The sequence below is a fragment of the Rhizobium sp. P2_G2 genome, from assembly GCF_056403555.1.
On the sequence record NZ_JBFUFF010000026.1, the window covers coordinates 72,056 to 89,799 of the forward strand.

The 17,744-nt window shown below is 58.9% G+C and carries 17 protein-coding genes; 8 read left to right on the plus strand and 9 right to left on the minus strand.

The genetic code is table 11. The annotated features are described in order from the left end of the window. The first annotated feature begins 14 nt into the window (after positions 1-14). Positions 15-1,022 carry an ABC transporter ATP-binding protein gene (locus AC1D06_RS19510; RefSeq protein WP_477987516.1) on the plus strand — a complete coding sequence of 336 codons (1,008 nt, stop codon included), beginning with the start codon at positions 15-17 and terminating at the stop codon, positions 1,020-1,022. A 124-nt stretch (positions 1,023-1,146) separates the two neighbouring features. On the opposite strand, the gene AC1D06_RS19515 is transcribed toward AC1D06_RS19510, so the two are convergent. Together AC1D06_RS19515 and AC1D06_RS19520 are read right to left on the minus strand one after the other, a co-directional pair. Continuing rightward, positions 1,147-1,785 (minus strand): septation protein IspZ, encoded by a 639-nt coding sequence (locus AC1D06_RS19515; RefSeq protein WP_477987517.1) that lies wholly within the window; start codon positions 1,783-1,785, stop codon positions 1,147-1,149. A gap of 125 nt (positions 1,786-1,910) precedes the next feature. Next, positions 1,911-3,086, minus strand: a complete 1,176-nt coding sequence (locus AC1D06_RS19520; protein WP_477987518.1) for a nickel/cobalt efflux transporter — start codon at positions 3,084-3,086, stop codon at positions 1,911-1,913. A gap of 153 nt (positions 3,087-3,239) precedes the next feature. Here AC1D06_RS19520 and AC1D06_RS19525 point away from each other — a divergent pair, with 153 nt between their 5' ends. Beyond that, positions 3,240-3,515, plus strand: coding sequence for a metal/formaldehyde-sensitive transcriptional repressor (locus tag AC1D06_RS19525; RefSeq protein WP_477877982.1), 276 nt, complete (start codon positions 3,240-3,242; stop codon positions 3,513-3,515). On the opposite strand, the gene AC1D06_RS19530 is transcribed toward AC1D06_RS19525, so the two are convergent. After that, complete coding sequence (locus AC1D06_RS19530; protein ID WP_477987520.1) at positions 3,508-3,903, minus strand: YkvA family protein; 396 nt, start codon at positions 3,901-3,903, stop codon at positions 3,508-3,510. The genes AC1D06_RS19525 and AC1D06_RS19530 overlap by 8 nt on opposite strands. Before the next feature lie 126 nt (positions 3,904-4,029). Between AC1D06_RS19530 and AC1D06_RS19535 the strand changes: the two genes are divergently transcribed. The 3 genes from AC1D06_RS19535 (at position 4,030) to AC1D06_RS19545 (ending at position 6,499) form a co-directional block, all read left to right on the plus strand. After that, the gene (locus tag AC1D06_RS19535; RefSeq protein ID WP_477877984.1) at positions 4,030-4,392 is read left to right on the plus strand and encodes a hypothetical protein; all 363 of its coding nucleotides are present in this window, start codon (positions 4,030-4,032) and stop codon (positions 4,390-4,392) included. A gap of 398 nt (positions 4,393-4,790) precedes the next feature. Further along, a complete protein-coding gene (locus tag AC1D06_RS19540; protein ID WP_477877985.1) occupies positions 4,791-5,108 on the plus strand; it encodes a hypothetical protein in 318 nt (105 codons plus the stop codon). Positions 5,109-5,440: 332 nt separating this feature from the next. Continuing rightward, positions 5,441-6,499: a hypothetical protein gene (locus AC1D06_RS19545; protein ID WP_477987521.1), complete on the plus strand. Its 1,059-nt coding sequence runs from the start codon at positions 5,441-5,443 to the stop codon at positions 6,497-6,499. Positions 6,500-6,598: 99 nt separating this feature from the next. Here AC1D06_RS19545 and AC1D06_RS19550 read toward each other — a convergent pair whose 3' ends face one another. Continuing rightward, on the minus strand, positions 6,599-8,617 hold the full coding sequence (locus AC1D06_RS19550; RefSeq protein WP_477987522.1) for a beta strand repeat-containing protein: 2,019 nt from the start codon (positions 8,615-8,617) through the stop codon (positions 6,599-6,601). A 322-nt stretch (positions 8,618-8,939) separates the two neighbouring features. Here AC1D06_RS19550 and AC1D06_RS19555 point away from each other — a divergent pair, with 322 nt between their 5' ends. From AC1D06_RS19555 to AC1D06_RS19565, 3 genes are all read left to right on the plus strand, one after another. Then, positions 8,940-9,209 carry a hypothetical protein gene (locus tag AC1D06_RS19555; RefSeq protein ID WP_477877988.1) on the plus strand — a complete coding sequence of 90 codons (270 nt, stop codon included), beginning with the start codon at positions 8,940-8,942 and terminating at the stop codon, positions 9,207-9,209. 150 nt (positions 9,210-9,359) lie between these two features. After that, the gene (locus tag AC1D06_RS19560; protein ID WP_477877989.1) at positions 9,360-9,839 is read left to right on the plus strand and encodes a hypothetical protein; all 480 of its coding nucleotides are present in this window, start codon (positions 9,360-9,362) and stop codon (positions 9,837-9,839) included. 324 nt (positions 9,840-10,163) lie between these two features. Beyond that, positions 10,164-10,619, plus strand: a complete 456-nt coding sequence (locus tag AC1D06_RS19565; RefSeq protein ID WP_477877990.1) for an NUDIX hydrolase — start codon at positions 10,164-10,166, stop codon at positions 10,617-10,619. A 451-nt stretch (positions 10,620-11,070) separates the two neighbouring features. Here the strand turns inward: AC1D06_RS19565 and AC1D06_RS19570 are convergent, their stop codons facing one another. The 5 genes from AC1D06_RS19570 to AC1D06_RS19590 all read right to left on the minus strand — a co-directional run bounded on the left by AC1D06_RS19570 (position 11,071) and on the right by AC1D06_RS19590 (position 17,442). Then, positions 11,071-11,472: a response regulator gene (locus tag AC1D06_RS19570; RefSeq protein ID WP_477877991.1), complete on the minus strand. Its 402-nt coding sequence runs from the start codon at positions 11,470-11,472 to the stop codon at positions 11,071-11,073. A gap of 18 nt (positions 11,473-11,490) precedes the next feature. Beyond that, positions 11,491-13,506 (minus strand): sensor histidine kinase, encoded by a 2,016-nt coding sequence (locus AC1D06_RS19575; protein WP_477877992.1) that lies wholly within the window; start codon positions 13,504-13,506, stop codon positions 11,491-11,493. A gap of 231 nt (positions 13,507-13,737) precedes the next feature. Next, positions 13,738-16,137, minus strand: a complete 2,400-nt coding sequence (locus AC1D06_RS19580) for a PAS-domain containing protein (RefSeq protein WP_477877993.1) — start codon at positions 16,135-16,137, stop codon at positions 13,738-13,740. A gap of 542 nt (positions 16,138-16,679) precedes the next feature. Beyond that, the gene (locus tag AC1D06_RS19585; protein ID WP_477987523.1) at positions 16,680-17,012 is read right to left on the minus strand and encodes a hypothetical protein; all 333 of its coding nucleotides are present in this window, start codon (positions 17,010-17,012) and stop codon (positions 16,680-16,682) included. A gap of 205 nt (positions 17,013-17,217) precedes the next feature. Further along, a complete protein-coding gene (locus AC1D06_RS19590) occupies positions 17,218-17,442 on the minus strand; it encodes a hypothetical protein (protein ID WP_477987524.1) in 225 nt (74 codons plus the stop codon). Positions 17,443-17,744: the final 302 nt, after the last annotated feature.

The following is a 17,744-nucleotide window of genomic DNA, read 5'->3' on the forward strand; positions in this document are numbered from 1 at the left end:
CCAGGGAGGACATCATGGGCAATATCCAACTGAAGCAGGTCAACAAGTCCTTCGGCGCCACCCAGGTCATTCCGGGTATCGATCTCACCATCGACGATGGCGAGTTCGTGGTGTTCGTCGGCCCATCAGGCTGTGGCAAATCGACCCTTCTGCGTCTGATCGCTGGCCTCGAAGACACGAGCTCGGGTGCGATCGAGATCGATGGCCGCGACGTGACGCATGAGGCTCCGGCGAAGCGCAGGCTCGCCATGGTGTTTCAATCTTACKCTCTTTATCCGCATATGAGCGTGCGCAGGAACATCGCCTTTCCGCTCAAAATGGCGAAGCTGCCACAGGATCAGATCGACAGGAAGGTGAACGCGGCGGCGCGCACGCTCAACCTCACCAACTACCTCGATCGCCGGCCAGGACAGTTGAGCGGAGGGCAGCGTCAGCGCGTCGCTATCGGGCGGGCGATCGTCCGCGAACCTTCTGCTTTTTTGTTCGACGAGCCGCTCTCCAATCTCGATGCGGCGCTGCGCGGCACGATGCGGCTTGAGATCAGCGAACTGCACCATCAGCTCAAGACCACGATGATCTATGTGACCCACGACCAGGTCGAAGCCATGACCATGGCCGACAAGATCGTCGTGCTCAATGCTGGGCGCATCGAGCAGGTCGGCTCGCCGATGGAACTCTATCACAGGCCAAACAACCTCTTCGTCGCAGGCTTCGTCGGCTCGCCGAAGATGAATCTGATCGGCGGAGCCACGGCGCAGGAACATGCCGCAATCACCATCGGCGTGCGGCCGGAACACCTGTCGATTTCGAAATCCAACGGACGTTGGAAAGGCAGGGTTGGCGTTGCGGAGCATCTCGGGGCGGACACCTTCGTGCATATCCATACGGATATCGCTGACACCATAACCGTGCGCGCAGCCGGCGATACGAACATCGTGCACGGAGATGAGGTCTATCTGACTCCCGATCCGTCCAGGATTCATCGGTTCGACGAGCAGGGCAAGGCTATACGCGATCATTAGAAGCCAGAGGCAGAGGCTGCGGCAGGTGCATGGGCGACTGCCAGCGGAGTCGAGGCCGCTGTCAGGAAAATGTCCTGAGATCAACAGCTTTGAGCGCGTGTTTGAATCAGTAGTGGAGGCGAACCTATGCAGGCGATTTTTGGATCGGCTGCAAGGTCAAGTTGGTTCGCCAACCCGTCGAGGCCAATAGGGCATCGCGCGCATCGGCCGGCATGGCGGCTATCCGGCGTCGCGCCGTCCGGCGTATCGCGGCAAATCCGGCGATGAACAGGACCGCTTTGCTGGCGATGGCGAAGATCGTCATGATCAGCGCCCATCTGACCAGGTCTTCTTCCAGTGCAAGATAGGCATTCAGTGCCGCCGAAACGAACATCAGGCCGGCCCAGGCAAAGCCCACATAATTGGCGACGTCGGAGGCCGCTGCCCTGGCAATCGGCGGCAGATAGCGGTTCATCCAGCCCGGCTTCAGCATCACCATGCCCACGATCGCATAGATCGCGCTCGGCTTGAACAGCACGAAGCGCGGATCGTCCGTCAACATGGTGGCCGTGCCCGAGGCGATGACCAGGAAAAGGCTCAGCCACTCCATGGCGTCGATTGGCTTTCGCCGGGCAAACTGCACTGCGATCTGGATGACGCCGAGTGCGATGCCGAAGCAGGCCGAAAGCACGGGATTGTGGGTGAGGGAGAAAAGAATGAGAAACAGGAGGCTCGAGGCCAGATCGCTCAGCAGCACTTTGGCGGTGTCAAAGAAAGCTTTCATCCGGCTCGGGCCTTTGCTGCGAATGTTTGCAGCAGATAGGGACAAAAGCCCGCTTCATCAAGAGGTTCATGGCAATTGCGGGACCACCGGATGTTTGGCCAGAATCGGATGCCGTTGCGCAAGACTCAGGGGATGACGGGAGCCGTGATTGCCGCCGTTTCTGCGTGACCGTTCTGCAGGCCGACCAGGCCGGAATATCCCATATAGAGAGCAATCAGCAGCATCAGCACGCCGGATGCATAGGGAAGCCGCCGCGCCAAAGCGCTGAAGCCGGACCAGCGCTTTTGCACATGGCGCACGCTGACCGACGCGATCACGCCGGCCGACACCATCGTCACGGCAAGCCCGATGCTGAAGCAGAGGACCAGTGCTGCGCCCAACGACAATTGCTTGAGCTGCAGGCAGAGCAGCAGCACCGTGATCGCCGCCGGGCAGGGGATAAGCCCGCCCGTCAGGCCGAACATGATGATTTGCCCGGTCGTGACATTGCGGTTGGTGAACCGCCGCGCAATGTCATTGGCATGGGCGCGCTGGTGGGCGTCCATATAGTCGTCCGCTCCGACATCAAGGCCCCCATGGCTGTGGCCGTCCTCGCGGAACGCCACGTCATAGTCGTGGGTGTGGTTGCCATGGCCAAGGCTGATGCGGGCGGTGAAATCATGCGGCTCGGGGATTTCGTTCAGGCTTTCGAGGTACCCGCCTTTGTCGGCAAAGGTGAAGGCCTGTCGGGCGCCATCAGGCCGTTCCGTCGCCAAGGTAACGTCTTTTGCGGCCCAGCCATGGCCGCTTTCAAAGCGGATGCGGAAGCGCGGGGGCACGCCCACCTCGAACACTTCCAGCGCCATGACGCCGTGCCCGGTGTCGATCTTGCGGATGTCCTCGCCATGATGATGGTGGTGATGATGGTCATGCCCGTGGTCATGGTTATGCGCGTGATCGTGCGCCCCTTCGAGCTTTTGCTCCTGCCAAGTGCGCCAGAGCATCCAGAGCGCAATGCCGGTAACGATTGCCGCCGAGGCGATCTGAAAATACGGCTCCGTGGCTTCCGCATTCATGCCCCGGCCGAGATATAGCCCGCCGAGGGCGACAACCCACACGACCAGCGTATGAGAGAACGCTGCCGCGATGCCCAGCATGATCGCCTGCGAGACGGTGCCTCGCACGGCGACGATGAACGCCGCCATCATGGTTTTGGAATGGCCGGGCTCCAGCCCGTGAAGCGCACCGAGCAGAATGGCCGTGGGGATGAACAGCCACGCATGCGCGGTGCCTTGCTGGAGAAGGTCGGTCAACGAGGACATGGAATGGCTTTCTGGACGCTATCTCGGAATGTCATATAGAGTAGGGGGGTATAGTATGAATTGTCAACTGGCGCAAAATATGATTTGTTTTGGCAGGTTGTTGTGATTGATGCTGTCGGGCTGTGGCCCACATCCCGGCACAAGGAATACCTGATGACCCATACCGTCCGCGAGAAACAGAAGCTGATCAACCGTGTGCGCCGCATCCGCGGGCAGATGGACGCGCTGGAGCGGATGCTGGAAGAGGAAAAGGGCCATACCGAAGTCATGCAGCTGATTGCCGGGATACGCGGCGCGATGAACGGCTTCATGAATGAGGTTCTTGAGGATCATATCCGCATGCATCTGGCGGCCGACGGGCTGACCCAGCCCGAGCGCGATGAGGGCGCTGCCGAACTCATCGACGTCATTCGCGCCTATCTCAAATAGGCGATAGCTTGAACAGCCGCATGCCCCACCAGAGCAACGCCGTTGCGGCAATGATCCAGATCAACAGGATCGCAGCCAGGCCCGCCCGGCTGACCGGGCGGCTCTTCTGCTCCGACGCCCTTGTCCGCAATTCGGCCAGGACATCGGGAGGGATGAGCCGTACTGCTGCCATGATGCCGAGGGGCACGATGATCAGGTCATCGAGATAGCCAAGGACGGGAATGAAGTCTGGAATGAGGTCGATCGGCGACAGGGCATAGGCCGCGACAGCGCCGGCCAAGGCCTTTGCATACCAGGGAACACGGCTATCCCGTGCCGCCAGCCACAGGGCGACGACATCGCGCTTGATTGTTTTCGCCCAGCGTTTCGCCGTTTCGATCCATGTCATGACGGCTCTTAGCATATCAGGCATGGAGGGCCACCGCTGCCAATGTTGCGTGGTCCCACAATAATTTGCCCTTGCCGGGGCTGGAAAAAGTCAACTATCAAAGCATGAATAACTGGAGGGCCTGGAATGAAGCGGCTGACCATCGGCGCTGTGCTGTCGTTTGCCATTCTATCCCTGGCGTCTGCTGCAGAGCGCGAGCATATCGTCCTTTCCGTTTCCTCGGTTTCGGTGAAACCGGGCTACTCGAACGAATCCGTATTGTATATCGAACTCGATCCGGCAAGCGCGAAAGTCTTGGCGGAATTCAGCGCGCGTCACGTTGGCGATCAGGTGTCGATCCTGGTGGCAGGTCACGAGGTTAGCCGCCCGTTCCTTCGTGAACCGCTGAAAAACGGRCAAATGAATCTCACGTGCGACCAAGGTGCCTGTAGCGCCGTCGCAAAGCAGATTGATGATGCCAAGATCATAGCGATCAATTCCGGGCTTTGATCGCCAACTGGACCGGGCTATCCCCATTCCGTAAGAAATCCAGGGTGACCGTTCCTATTGGCTGTTGTCGGGCCTGTTTTTCAACGAAGCGCCGAAAGGGACCGCCTCCCTGAAGACGGCATTGGCTGATTCCGGCCTCTGCCCACGGCGTGGGCCGGAAGCGGTCCCCCCTGCAAGCCGTGGACCCGAAGGTGGCCCGCCCTACGGCTTGCGCCGCCCAAACAGCCAAGGCGACGGTTTGTTCCAGGCTTTTGATTTTCGGTACAGGTCAAAGATCGAAGCCGCACCAAGGAAATCGGATATTAATGCGTTGACCGCCAAGCGCGCAGATGGCCGGTCCAACCGCGCCTCGTCATGGACCATGGCGATTTGCCCGCGATTCTGCCTATATTCTGTCCATGGCTGAAAAACTCTTCCCCACGCGCAGCAAAACACTCCGGACCGTCAAGGAGGCCGGTTGGCGGCTGCATGCTTTCTGCCTCAATCCGGGCTGCGGCTGGCACGCCGATCTCGATATCGACGCGTTGATCGCCAAGCTTGGCGAATCTCACAGCTCACAGCAGCCGGCATTGGTCCCGTTGCTGGTGTGTAGTCAATGCGGCGGCAAGGACATCGCCGTGGAACCGTCTCTGGCAAGGGATATTCCTGAAGCGCACGCAGAGCGAATCCGCGCGCAGCGGCGTAAGCCTGCCGGCGAGGATTCCACCAGATCATAGGCGGCGCCGGTCGGGACGTTCTCGGAGGCTACAGGTGCCACGATATTCTCATCTCAGACAGCAGGTCCAGCGGGCAGGGACTATCTCCACGACTTCAAGGTCAGGCGCGACAAGATCGAGGTGGATCGCAGCTATTTCAAAGAGGCGATCTTCGTCCGATCGGCGAAGCCGAACACAAACAGGTTCGTGACCTGTTATCTCTCGCACAATCATCGACAGTTCAACGGTTGACCTCGACTTGTGCCATACGCGGCTTGCGTGTTTGGGCTCTAGACGCTACGCATCGCAAAAAGACCCCGGCAATTGCGGAGGATGCGGCAAACTTGAACGTTGTGATTGCGCTTCTCGGCTTTGTGGCCGCGCTGATCGTGGGCTTCTTGCTGCGTGAATTCGGGCGAGCAATCGTCGCGTCGGCGCTCGGCTACAAAATCGTCCCGCTCTCCATCGAAGACGGGGCATCTGCGCTGGGTAGCGTTATTGGACCGGCCTGGTTGGTGATCGGGCGCGGTGTTATTGGAGGCGCGGTGACCGCCATTCCGCCTGTTCCCAATCGCGCTGTCGCTTCCATGATGTTCATTGCCGCAGGCCCATTGGTCGACATTGCCTGGCTCTTTGCCGTCATCGACATTGCCCGTACCTTCGGTCAGACTGGGCATGTCGACGCGGCCATGCTCGGCGCCATCTCCTCTCAACTTTTTCTCACATTCTTCAATCTGGTCCCGAAAACAGGCAGTGCGGGCGGGAGGCGCTGGCCGAACGATGGTCTTCTCCTTTGGAATATCCTGAGTGGCAAGGAGGCGCGAAACGACAAGGCTGCTTATGCCGCAATGCAGGCAGCCTATCCAGTCCAGGGGATACGTGAGGGGGCGATGCTGGGCGTGAGCCAGAACGTTCTCTATCTTCTCGCTAAGCTTGCAATCGCTGGCAATACGGAGCGTGCCGACATATTCGATGCGCTGGCGCATGAGGTCGATCATCTGCCGCCAGGCCCTGCTAAGCTGGTTTTGTTGGATCGACTGGTCACGTATTACCTGGCTCATGATACGCTCGCTCATCTCCAACAGCTGGACCTCTGGTCGCTTGCAGCCTTGGAGCTTAGTCCGGAGCGCGCCACGTTGCGGGGATCGCGCGGCGCTGTCCTGGTCGAACTCGGTCGTTATGATGAGGCATTGGAGATGCTTGCCAATGCAGACGAAAGCGATGCCTTTAACCGATCCATCAATGCGGCCTTCCGCGCACTCGCCCTTTTCCGCAAGGGCGATTTATCGGTGGCGAAAGCGACCTTCGTAACCGCGCAGGACATAGGCAAGACTATCGACCTTCCAATGGAGATGGTCAGCGAGATCCTCGATCGGATCGGCCGAGAGATTCTGAACGACGGCATGCCGTAAGCAACAGTACAGAGTGAGCCATAGACTATGACGACGCTACAAATGTCTTCTTGCTAGTTAGAATTGGAGCCTGCCAAGGCGCTTCCATCGAACGCCACCTCAAAATATGAAATCGTCCTCACTCAGCCAGCCGAGCCGCATGTGAAGTAGCGTCAGCGTGTCGCCATGGTCGCCCTCGATGACGACGGCCTTGCCGGATTTGTGCATGGCGCTCAGCAGGTCTTCATAGTCGGTGATCGACTTGTAATGCGAAAGATCGATCACGTCGTGATCGTCGCCGGTCACGGTGAAATCCCGAATCGTATCCTGGCCGTAGCCGGTGGAGAAGACGAACGTATCCTGGCCGCCATTGCCGATCAGCGTGTCCTTGCCCTTGCCGCCGTCCAGCACATTGTCACCCGACGCCAGGGTGCCGCTGTCGGGATCGCCGCCGATCAGCACGTCATGGTGCTTGCTGCCGATGAGATTCTGGATATCGCTCAGAATGTCGCCGGACGCATCGCCTTTGCCCTGCTGGGCGGTGGTGAGGCGAAGTTCGACTCTGACGCCTTGCGCCGAATTGGCGTAGCTGACGGTGTTCATCTCGCTGACGAGAGAGCCGCCGACCAGATCGTCGGCGCCGGCGCCGCCGACAAGCACATCATTGCCCTCGCCACCGTCGAGATAGGCTCCTTGCGCACCGGCCGCCAACCTGTCATTGCCGCCATTTCCATAGAGCTTGTTGACGGAATTGCCGCCTTCGTCGTTGGAGGCCGTCAGCTTGTCGTTTCCGGCGCCGGCGAAAAATGTCACGGCCTCGACATTCGTCACCACCGTGCCGTCAGACAGCGTCGCGGTCGATGCGCTGAGATTCCCCTTGAACACCATGCTCAGGTTCGAAAAATCCAGCGTCAGCGTATCATGGTCGGCGCCGCCATCGATGATCGCCCGCCCGGTACCATTGTTGGCGTTGACCGACGACAGCGACAGCGCGTCGTTGCCGGCTCCGCCATAGAGGTGACTGCGCCCGTTGCCGGCGGTCAGACTGTCGTCGCCATCGTCGCCATAGATCGAATCCTGGCCGCTGCCGCCGCTCAGCGTATCGTTGCCGTCATTGCCATGCACGGTCGAAGAATTGACATCGGCGCTTGAGATCACCACGAGGTCGTCGCCGCCTCCGGCCGTGATCGTGGCTGCGCCGGCCATGATGGTGATTTGGTCGGCCTGGTCGAATGTCGTGACATTGATCGACGCGCCGCGCAGCAGCAATGTGTTGGTGCCGTGGGCGCCGGTAATGTCGACCTCGTTCATCGTGTAGCCAGTGGCATTGATGACGAGGTTCTCTATCCCGGCAAGCGTCGCGAAGGTCGCGCCGTCCTTGTTCATCGCCGGATCGAGCGCCATGTTCAGCGCCAACGATACGCCGCTCCAATCGCTGTTGGCGGGGGTCCAGATGAAGGTGTCGCTACCTTCGCCGCCGTCGATTGCCTCGGTGCCGACAGGATCGCCGTTGAAGGAAATCGTATCGTCACCGCCCATACCGTTCAGGGTGCCGGCGTCGAAGATCGTTGCGTCGCCGTGATTGGCTTCGAAACTGTCGTTGCCGTCGCCGCCGATAATGTTGAGCATGCCGGAACCGCCGTGGAAGACCAGCGTCTCGAAATTTGCGAAAATGGAGCCTTTGTTGCCGCCGATGGTCGGCTGGAAAGTCGCCCCCATGACGATCGTCACCGTCGCGCCGCTTCCTTCCAGCGCATCGAGTTCCAATGTGTCATTGCCGTCGCCGCCATCGACGAACTGGCTGGATTGGTCGCTGGATGTCAATGCCGTGGCATAGATGACGACTGTGTCGTTGTCCGCTCCGGCGTCGATCTCGTCCTTGGCGGAATAGGAATAGATGGTGTCGTCGCCACCATTTCCCTTCATGACATTGTGATTGGTCAGATTGGCCGTGTCGTCGCCATAGAGCGTATCGCTGCCCTCGGCGCCATTGAGCGTGTCATCGCCATCGTTGCCGCTGAGCGTATTGCCGCCCGCCGCCGCCGTAATCGTATCATTGCCGTTGCCGCCGGAGACGGAATCGCCTGCCGTGGTGGCCGTGTAAACCTGGTCGCCATCGCCAAGTGTAACCGTCGTCAATTGTCCGCTCCGTCAGGTCGTTGGGCCAACTTCCTRCAAACCGATAATTTGGCAATCGTCCACCATCCCCCTGATCAGGGGGCAGGCGGAGAAGACTAGTGATAATTTGATTAAGAATTCGTGGTGCGCCGTAGTGAGATTTATCAGTCTCCAGGCGCCGCCTCGCTGCATCTTTCCGGAGGTAGGAAGGGGCCAGGCCGCAAGGGCGCCATTGTCGAGGGCAGCCTTCACGGGTTTTTATCTTCCAGCCACTCGTGCGAAGGTCCGAGGAGCTCTACACGACTCACTGAACGACACCGCCTCAAAACACGAAGCCGCCCTTGTGCAGGTCGCTCATATCCGTGTTCAGAAGGGTGATCGTATCGCCATCGCCGTCGATGATCACCAGATCGTGGTTCTGCTCGGTGACGTGATGCTTGATCAGGTCGGTGCGGGAGGCGATGTCTCGCGGAACCGCTCGACCGTGGCGCGGTCGAAGTCGAATGCGGCGAGGGCGCCAGCGGCATTGTCATCAGGCGGCGTTTGCATCGTCACCTCCCGCACAAAACACCCGACCAAGGCTGGCGTTCTCCGACGCGGCGAACAATATTAGCATCAAGGACCGAATTCGGCCGCGGGCGGGATCGAAAGCTCTCGCCGGGCGTTCGGGCAATATGATCACTGAGGTTCGCCGTTGCGACTGTTCTGGCTATGGGTTTTGAGTCTGGTTCTGTGCGTTCCGGCCCAAGCCCAGCCGCCGGAAATGGCGATCCGTTATATCCTGCATGGCATCGAGGCGGACCAGGTCATCATCCGTCCGCAGGAAGGCGTGGTGGGGACTTTCGATCCGCGCGGCGGATCGGGGCTGCGGTTCACGCTCTCCTTCGCCGACGCCGACGATACCCGCCTGGTGTTCGACTACCAATATGCGTTGGACGGCGGCTGCATCATCGAAGCGACGCTGACGACAACGGTGATCAAGGCCAATGTGGAGGACCGAACAACCGTCAAGGCCGTCAGGATGGATTGGACCGGTGTGACCGGGCTGTCCTTCGTCAAAGTGCTGGGTATCAACAACACGATGGTCGACGGAATGAAGGTCGAGTGTCTGACGAGAGGTGAAAATGCCTGCGAAAATCCGCTCGGCGGAACGGCGACATGGAACTGGCCGACCGTGTCGGACGAACGCCAGGCGGTGCTGGCGCTACGCCGGTTTCAGGCGATGTGCAGGGGAAGCGGTTAGGGCGCCCCCGTCGGACCGTCTGCTGGTCTGTCATTGACTGAATCCTGATTTGTGACGCAGAATCAATTTGTTAAGATTCAGGCCGGTTCCAGCCGACGGTGCAGGAGGGTGAGCAAGCGGGGCTTCTCAGACGAGGTTGCAGCGTTCTACACGTCACGCGGCTTTGCGCGCCACGCCCGGGAACTTTCCTGACCTTGACGCCGTTTGACAAATCGCAAGCGCAACCGGAAGATGAGGAAACGGAATGTCGCTTCAGAAATGGCCGGCTGAGGCGACCGATGATATCGAACTGCGCAGTTTTCTTCTCATAAGCGAGTCTCATCGTTGGACAACGACCCGACCCATCTGCAGAATCTGGCGCGCCTGACCCGCATGATCCTCGACGGCAAAGCGCAGGAACAAAGCGGAGCGATCTGTGTGCGCGGCAGCGCCGGCGAGGACAGCCAGGTTCTGTTGATTACCAGCCGCGACACCGGACGCTGGGTCATTCCCAAGGGAAATGTCGAAAAGCGCGAAGATTCAAGGCACACTGCCGCCCGCGAGGCCAAGGAGGAGGCCGGCGTCAGCGGCAGAGTGTCGAAGAAGCCGCTCGGTTATTACACCTACATCAAGAGCAGGGAGGGGCTTGCCTGTCTTGTCTCCGTCTATCGGCTGGATGTCGACAGGATAAGGCCGGACTTCCCCGAGGCCAAGGCACGCCAACTGGAATGGGTCTCGCCTCTCGAAGCCGCAAGGCGTGTCGACGAACTCGAACTCAAGGGGCTGTTTCAACAGATCTGACAGTAGCGCCTGTGCAGATTCTCGCGCGGCTCCCACATTTGTGATGCTGCGGTTTTGTGACAGTCTGCTAATGTTGCCTTGCCCCGTGCCCCGGGGCAAGCAGGATTAACTCCAAAACTATCCCGGCTGCGCTGCGGCCGGGCTTTTTATTCAGCCTGACGGCGATTTCAACGGCAGCGCGATCGGCTTGAGGCTCGCGAGCTCGACACCCTCGCGATCGACAATGACGTGTTCGCCTTCTCTTATGTTGAAGATATACAGTGGCGCAAGCGCCTCAAACTTCTCGGAAACGCGCCGCCGGTAAATTGGTTTCTATCAATCGCGCCGGATAAACGGCTGATTTTGCACTCATCGCGGCGAGCGGACCAAGCCGGTCCGCGATCGCTTCATGCGATCGGTTCACGGCACTGGTTCTGCAGGCGATCGCGATCGAATCCTTTTTCCTGCAGGTTCAAAACTCCAATCCCGCGGCAACACGGTTTTCGATGCGCATGATCAGCCCCTGGATTTTCGCCATGAGCACGTCAAAATCTATCGGCTTGGTCAAGTAATTGTCGGCGCCCGCCCGCAGGCCCTCGATCATCTTTTCGCGATCGGCAAGCGCGGTCAGGAAGATGAACGGCATGTTGGAAAGTTCGGGGTGATTGATCTGCACTTCGGCCAGCAACTGCGTGCCGTCCATTTCCGGCATGGTAATGTCCGATATCACGATGTCCGGTCGATGTTGCAGGATCATCTCCAGGCCATGGCGGCCGTTTTCGGCCTCCAATGTCCGCAAACCGGCATCATTCAGTTCTTCAACGATCAGATCGCGGACCGGTTTTTCATCTTCAATACACAAAATCGTTATCATTTTCGTCTCCTTTATTAGTCACGCGACAGCGCGCTCATCCGCCGTCTCGATCGGCGCTTGCGCCGGTCCCGCGACCGGCAGCTTGACCGTAAACAGGGTCCCGTGCCCCTTTTCACTTTCGACGCGGATTTCGCCGCCATGCAGATCGACCACCTGCTTCACCAGATTGAGGCCAATGCCGGTGCCGGCGATCCCCGTTGATGTCCTCGCCCTGAAGTAGAGCTGGAACATCTTTTGCAAATCATCTGAATCGATGCCGACGCCACTGTCACGAACAGATACATAGGCGAAGCCGTCTGCTTCCCAGCCTTTGACGTATATATCCGGCGCCTTGGGCGAATATTTGACTGCGTTGGAGAGAAGATTGGTGAACACCTGATTGACGCCCAGCGGATCGCCCCTCAGCATTTTCGGCAAATTGTCGATGTCGAGATGCAGCTTGTGGCTGGGGGAAACCTCGGACTGCCGGGTCGCGCATTGCAGGACGATGTCATGGATTGGGCAATCGGATATGGTCAGCTTCATGCCGCCGTCCAGCCGGCCCGCGGTCAGGAAACTCTCCATCAGTTCGACCATGCGCGCAACGGCCGAGCGAATCTGGTGGTTTTTCTCGGCGACGAATTCGGCCGTCAGTCCGCCGCTCTTGCGCATCATTCGCTGCGCGGCGCCATCGATGATCGCAAGCGGCGTCCGGAACTCGTGCGAGGTCATGGTGACGAACTGGCGCTGCAGGCTGTTGATATATTTTTCGTGTTCTAGCGCCTGCGCCAGCTTCTCGGCCTGTAGCGCCAGTTCCTCGGTGCGCAGGCGAACGGCCTCTTCGAGCCGGTCGCGATGGCGAATGAGCTCCTGTTCGGCCCGGCGGCGGACGGTGACATCCATGTAGGTGACCACGCCGCCGCCTGTGGCGAGCGGCGACGTGCTGATTTCCAGTACCGTGCCATCCGCACGCTCGCGCAGAAAAGAATGGGTCAGAAACAACCGCGCATGGCCGGCCCGCTCCTGTGCCTGTTCCTCCACATCGCCTGGTCCGTAGTCGCCGCGCGTCGCATTGTAGCGCAGCACGTCGACATAGGAGCAGCCGATGGGGCATTGCTCAGGCGAAACGTCAACCAGTTCGTAGAAACGGTGGTTGGCGAATGTCAGGCGCAAATCTTCGTCAAGCACGGCGATCCCGCCCGGAAAGGCGTCAAACGTGGCATGCAGCAGGCCCAGAAGCCGCTTGTGATCGCTCTGGTCGATGACAAGCTCGACGAAGGTTGCTCTGCCGGAATTCTGCAGCTTCCATATCTTCGTAGTGCCGTCATAAACCGTCTCGTCCCGGCGCAGTCGCTGTGCGTCGAACACGACGCATTCGGTCTTGCCGGCGATCAGCGGTTCGAGCAGCCGTCGGTATTCCTGCACATTCATGCCATGGATGAGGTCGGCCGGCGTCATCCGCATGATCTGGTCGGGCCGATAACCGGTCTTGATCTGGGCCGCGTGGTTCGCCTTGAATATTTCAAGCGTTTCGCCGTCGAACAGATAGATCTCGTTCTCTGAAATGCCGGCGATGTCGGCGAGTTGGGACGTGAGCGCAGCCTTGCGCTTGCTGACGATCACTCTTGCCACGTCAGCGGCGATTTGCAGAAGGACGGCGAGGATTTCCGGCAAGGGCTCCAGCGCCTCAGCCAGGAAGAGCACCACGGTGCCGATCTGCTCGCCCTCGTCGCGGTCGATCAACGAAATGTGGCATGCCTGCTGGCCACCCCTAAGCTCGCAGCGAACAGCAGTGCCTTCATTCGGCTGGACGGAGCGCGGCACGTGCTGCCACTCCATTTGCAAATGAAACAGCAGGGCATGCGGGCTATTCTTGCCATCACTGAGATAGATGGCGGCACCAGGCGAGAGCCCAAGTTCCGGGCAACGGAAAATCATCGACAGCGCATCTTCGAGCGCCTGATTGAGCGTTTTGTCTGAAAATGCGCAGCGCAACACCTTGCAGGATAGCTCAAAGGCCCAATCTGGCACACGGATGATGTCGGGTAGATTCATCTTTGACACGCAGCTTGCAATTCAGAGTTCTAAAATTAACCGACACTAATTAACAGAAGGTCGATTTTCCTCTGCAAATATTCTCTGGTCCGGATCGCGCTTTTCCCTGCAGCATATCGGTTCACGTCTGCGACCCGGTCATCGGCCGGGAACGGAAAGGAGGCCAACCCGACCGCGGGACGGCATCCTGATCCCGGCCGGCGGCCATGACCGGCCGCGCTGGCGCGCAAGTCAGACCGCCAGGGCGCCTTGGTTCTGCTCTTCATTGCCCTTGTCGACGGCGATCGGCAGCCGGAGCGAGAAGGTCGTACCGAATCCCTTTTGGCTTGCGACCGCGATCACGCCGTCATGGAGCTCGATGATCTGCTTGACGAAGTTGAGGCCGATCCCGGTACCCGCGATCCCGCTCGAACTCCTCGCTCTGAAATAGCGCTGGAACATCCGCGGCAGATCATCGGCATCGATGCCTATTCCTTCATCGCGGACGGTGACATGAATGTTTTCGCCATCCTGCCAGCCGGTGACATAGACGTCTGGGGAATTCGGAGCGTATTTCACCGCGTTGGAAAAAAGGTTGCTGAAAACCTGCTCCAGAGCGGTGCGGTCCGCATAGATGGTCGGCGGCAGTCGATCGAGGTCAAGCAGAAACCGATGGGACCGCCGAATACTCTCCTGCCGGCTGCTGCAAGTGGTAATGATCTCACGCAACGAACACGGCTTGTGAACAATGTTGATCCGGCCATGATCCAAGCGACCGGCGGCAAGGATGCTTTCCATCAATTCCAGCATGCGGGAAACAGAGCTGCGGATCACTTCGGTCTTTTCCGCAATGAATTCAGGTGTGACCGCCTCCTTGCGGCGCACGAGACGTTGCGCGGCACCGTCTATCACGGCCAAAGGCGTGCGGAATTCATGCGAGGCCATGGAGACGAATTGCCGCTGCAGCGTGTTGATGTGACGCTCCTGATCCAGCATCCGCTCCAGTTCCTCGGCCTGCCGTGCGATCTCTGCGGTTCGGGCGCGGACCGTGTCCTCAAGCGTATCACGATGCTGCAGCAGCGCTCTTTCGGCGCGTTTGCGCTCGGTGACATCGACAGCGGCAATCAACGTGGCGGCGCGCCCATCATAGGACAACCGCGACGAATAGATGATGACCTCGACCATTGTTCCGTCTGCCCGCAGATGCAGCCAGGTATGGTTGGAGCCGCCCTCGCTCTCGCCGCTGGCCACGGCCGCCTTGACCTTTCCCCAGTCCTCGGCCGGGCGAATGTCCAGGAGCGTCATCGAAAGAAAACGCTTCCTGTCGTAGCCGTAGTGATCGAGTGCGGCCTGGTTGACGTCGAGAAATCTCAGGCTCTCCCGATCGTAGACCCACATCGGCAACGGGTTTCCTTCAAACAGCAGCCTGAACGAAGCCTCGCGCATCTTGAGATCGGTTATGTCGACGCGGATACCGACGCTGCCGCCTTCCGAAATCCGGCGCTCCTCAATCCGTACCCAGCGGTTTCCCGGCAGGCGCTGTTCGTGGGTGCTTTGCGGCGCGGCATGTCGCGCCAGCCGCTCGGCGAGCCACTCCTCCTCGCGGTCGACCGCCTCGGGATATTGGCCATGCTTTAGCCCGTCACGAAGTCTGTCTTCGAAATGCATCCCGATCGCGAGCCGCTCGCCGTTTTCCAAATAGAGTTGCTCGTAGCGGCGATTCCACAAAACGAAGCGGTCTTCTGCGTCGAACAACGCCAGACCTTCCGGAACGACTTCGAATGCGGCCAGCAGACGGGCATGCGCAGCGCGCGCCTCCTGCTCGGCGCGCTCCGCCTGTGCATGCGCCTCGGCAAGCGCTCTTTCGGCTTGCCAGGCCTGGGTTATGTCTTCGTGGCTGGATACCCAGCCGCCCTCTTTCGTTTTTTGATGATAGCCGCGAATGATCTTGCCGGATTTCAGTTCCTTGATCCAGACTTGCGGGGCGTCGCCGGCATTCGTCGCTTCAGCCCAACGGAGATAGTCCGACTGTGATATCGCGGGAACGGCATCCACGCCGTGCCGCAGCTTCAGGATTTCCTCGAGTGTCTGTCCGGGATGGATGACCGACGGCTGGAGTCCATAGACCTCAGCATAACGATTGTTGGACAAGATCAACTTGCCCGCAGCATCGAAAAGACAGACACCCTGTCCGATACAGGCAAGTGCAGTGTGAAGCTGTTCATTACGCTCGCGAAGCTGCCTGCGCCCGGCGCTCAGGGCAAGTTGGACAGCGACACGGGCGCGGAACTCTTCCGGATGAATCGTGCTCTCGATACAATCGACCGCGCCTGCGGCGAAACCGGACAAACGGCTTTCAAGATCGCCGGCAGGCGTCACCAAGATCACGGATATTTCGGATGTCGCCGCGTTGGCTCTGAATTCTCGGCAGATTTCAACGCCGCTCGTTCCCGCAAAGGCCAGGTCGAGGATAATGAGTTCGGGCCGGCAATGCGCCTCGGCTGCATCCAAAGCTTCGAGGTCTTCGCGTGCCGCGATAAGCTTCGGGTTGTAGCCCAAGAGGGAGCGGTTGATGAGGTCGGAATGCGCAGCGATATCGCTTGCGATCAAAATGCCCTGATGATCAGTGACCAAACTCTGATCTGCGTTCATCGGATACACCTTCTCGATCTTGTGGCCGCCCCGAGGTCAAGGAATCACTGCAAGAACGGTGAAACCCGGCAGATTGCCACTATCGGTTTGCAATCATATTGCCGCGATCTTATTCCGCGACAGTTAAGAGTGACCTTAGATTGCCGATAAAAGCCGCCGTTCGCGCCAAGATTCTCAATGAGGGATTGAATTACGATATTCTTAGTATCGCATGATTGCGGACCGTTCAAACGACAGCCGCGCGGCTTGATCTTGACGCGGACGGCCCGGCAGGAGCCGGGCAATGGCCGAGGGGGGCCACTCGGTAGGGCAAACCGCGTCCGGTGCCCATCGTAGGGGTATGGGCGGCTGCTTGATAAGGAAATGCCCATGCTTTCCTTTGACCCATCTCAATAATAGAACTAAAGTCTAATTTGCACGATAGAGTGCGCTCTACTTTCGTAACACTTAAACTTCTTCTCGTTTCGGCTGTCACAACTAAACCGGGGAAGATGGCCATGACATGGTTCTGAAAACCATGCTCGCTTCTGCCTTTGTCATCGTCACGCCCGGGGCGCCTTTGCCTCGTCAAGCGCCAGGCCGAGAAGGTAGGTGATCCGCTCGTTTCCTTCATCCAAGGCGGCCCGCTGGGCGTCCCTGAGCGCATCGAGCAATGACCGCGGCATGGCTTTCTCGGCTGGGGCAGGATCGGCCGAACGCTGCAGACCTGCGGCGTCACGCCGTGATTGGAGTGCCGTCTGCAGCGCCTCCAAAACCATTTCTTCATCGAAGCCGGCCGCGACCGCTTCATCGATTACTTCGTTAAGCTCCAGCGTTGCGGGCTCGGATATGTTGCGCTCGTCGCCTGGCACATTCACCAATGTCTCGGTTGCCATGTCTCATCTCCTTCCCGAGAAGAATTCTCTCCTGAGACGGATGTTCCGTTCGACGGGAAACAGCACATTGGCCTACGCTGTGGGGCGTGATCACCCGAAGCGGAAAATGACCGCACACGTCTCGAAATTGATCACCGGTTTCAGGACAAGGCCATGCGCAGGAATAAACAGCGCAAGCAGCGAATTCCGGAAATTGCGGCGCGCGTTAATGCCGCCTCAGGGCCGAGAATATGTCCATATGACTTTCGCCCGTGGCCGCTGGCGTCACGTTGAGCTGGCCTTCGTCGACCAGTTCGGCAAGGCAATCCTCGAAAAATCCGAGCAGCCGCCCGAGCAGCTGTTCGCGCGTAAGCTGATTGTCCGAAAGGATCGTGGAAACCAGGCCTTGCTTGAAGCCGGCGCGCGCTTCTTTATCGACATAGATAGTCATCGTAGTGCCCCTAACAACAATAGTGTGATGCCAGAGGTTGTGCCGAAGCGCAAAGAGTATATTCTCATATGCTTAATTGGACTGGCAAATTTGACAAACAACAATATCAAGACTTTTGGTATGGTAGATATGGGTGAGAATTCCGAATGGTTGCATCTTGCGGAAACGAAAGTAACGGCTCGATTTGACATTTTTTATGCTCGGGAGTACCGAAAATATGCACGAGGTATATTATGTATAAGCGAATTTTAACTATATTTCGCCTGTATCAGGCAGTATTTATTGAATATCCACGTGAATGG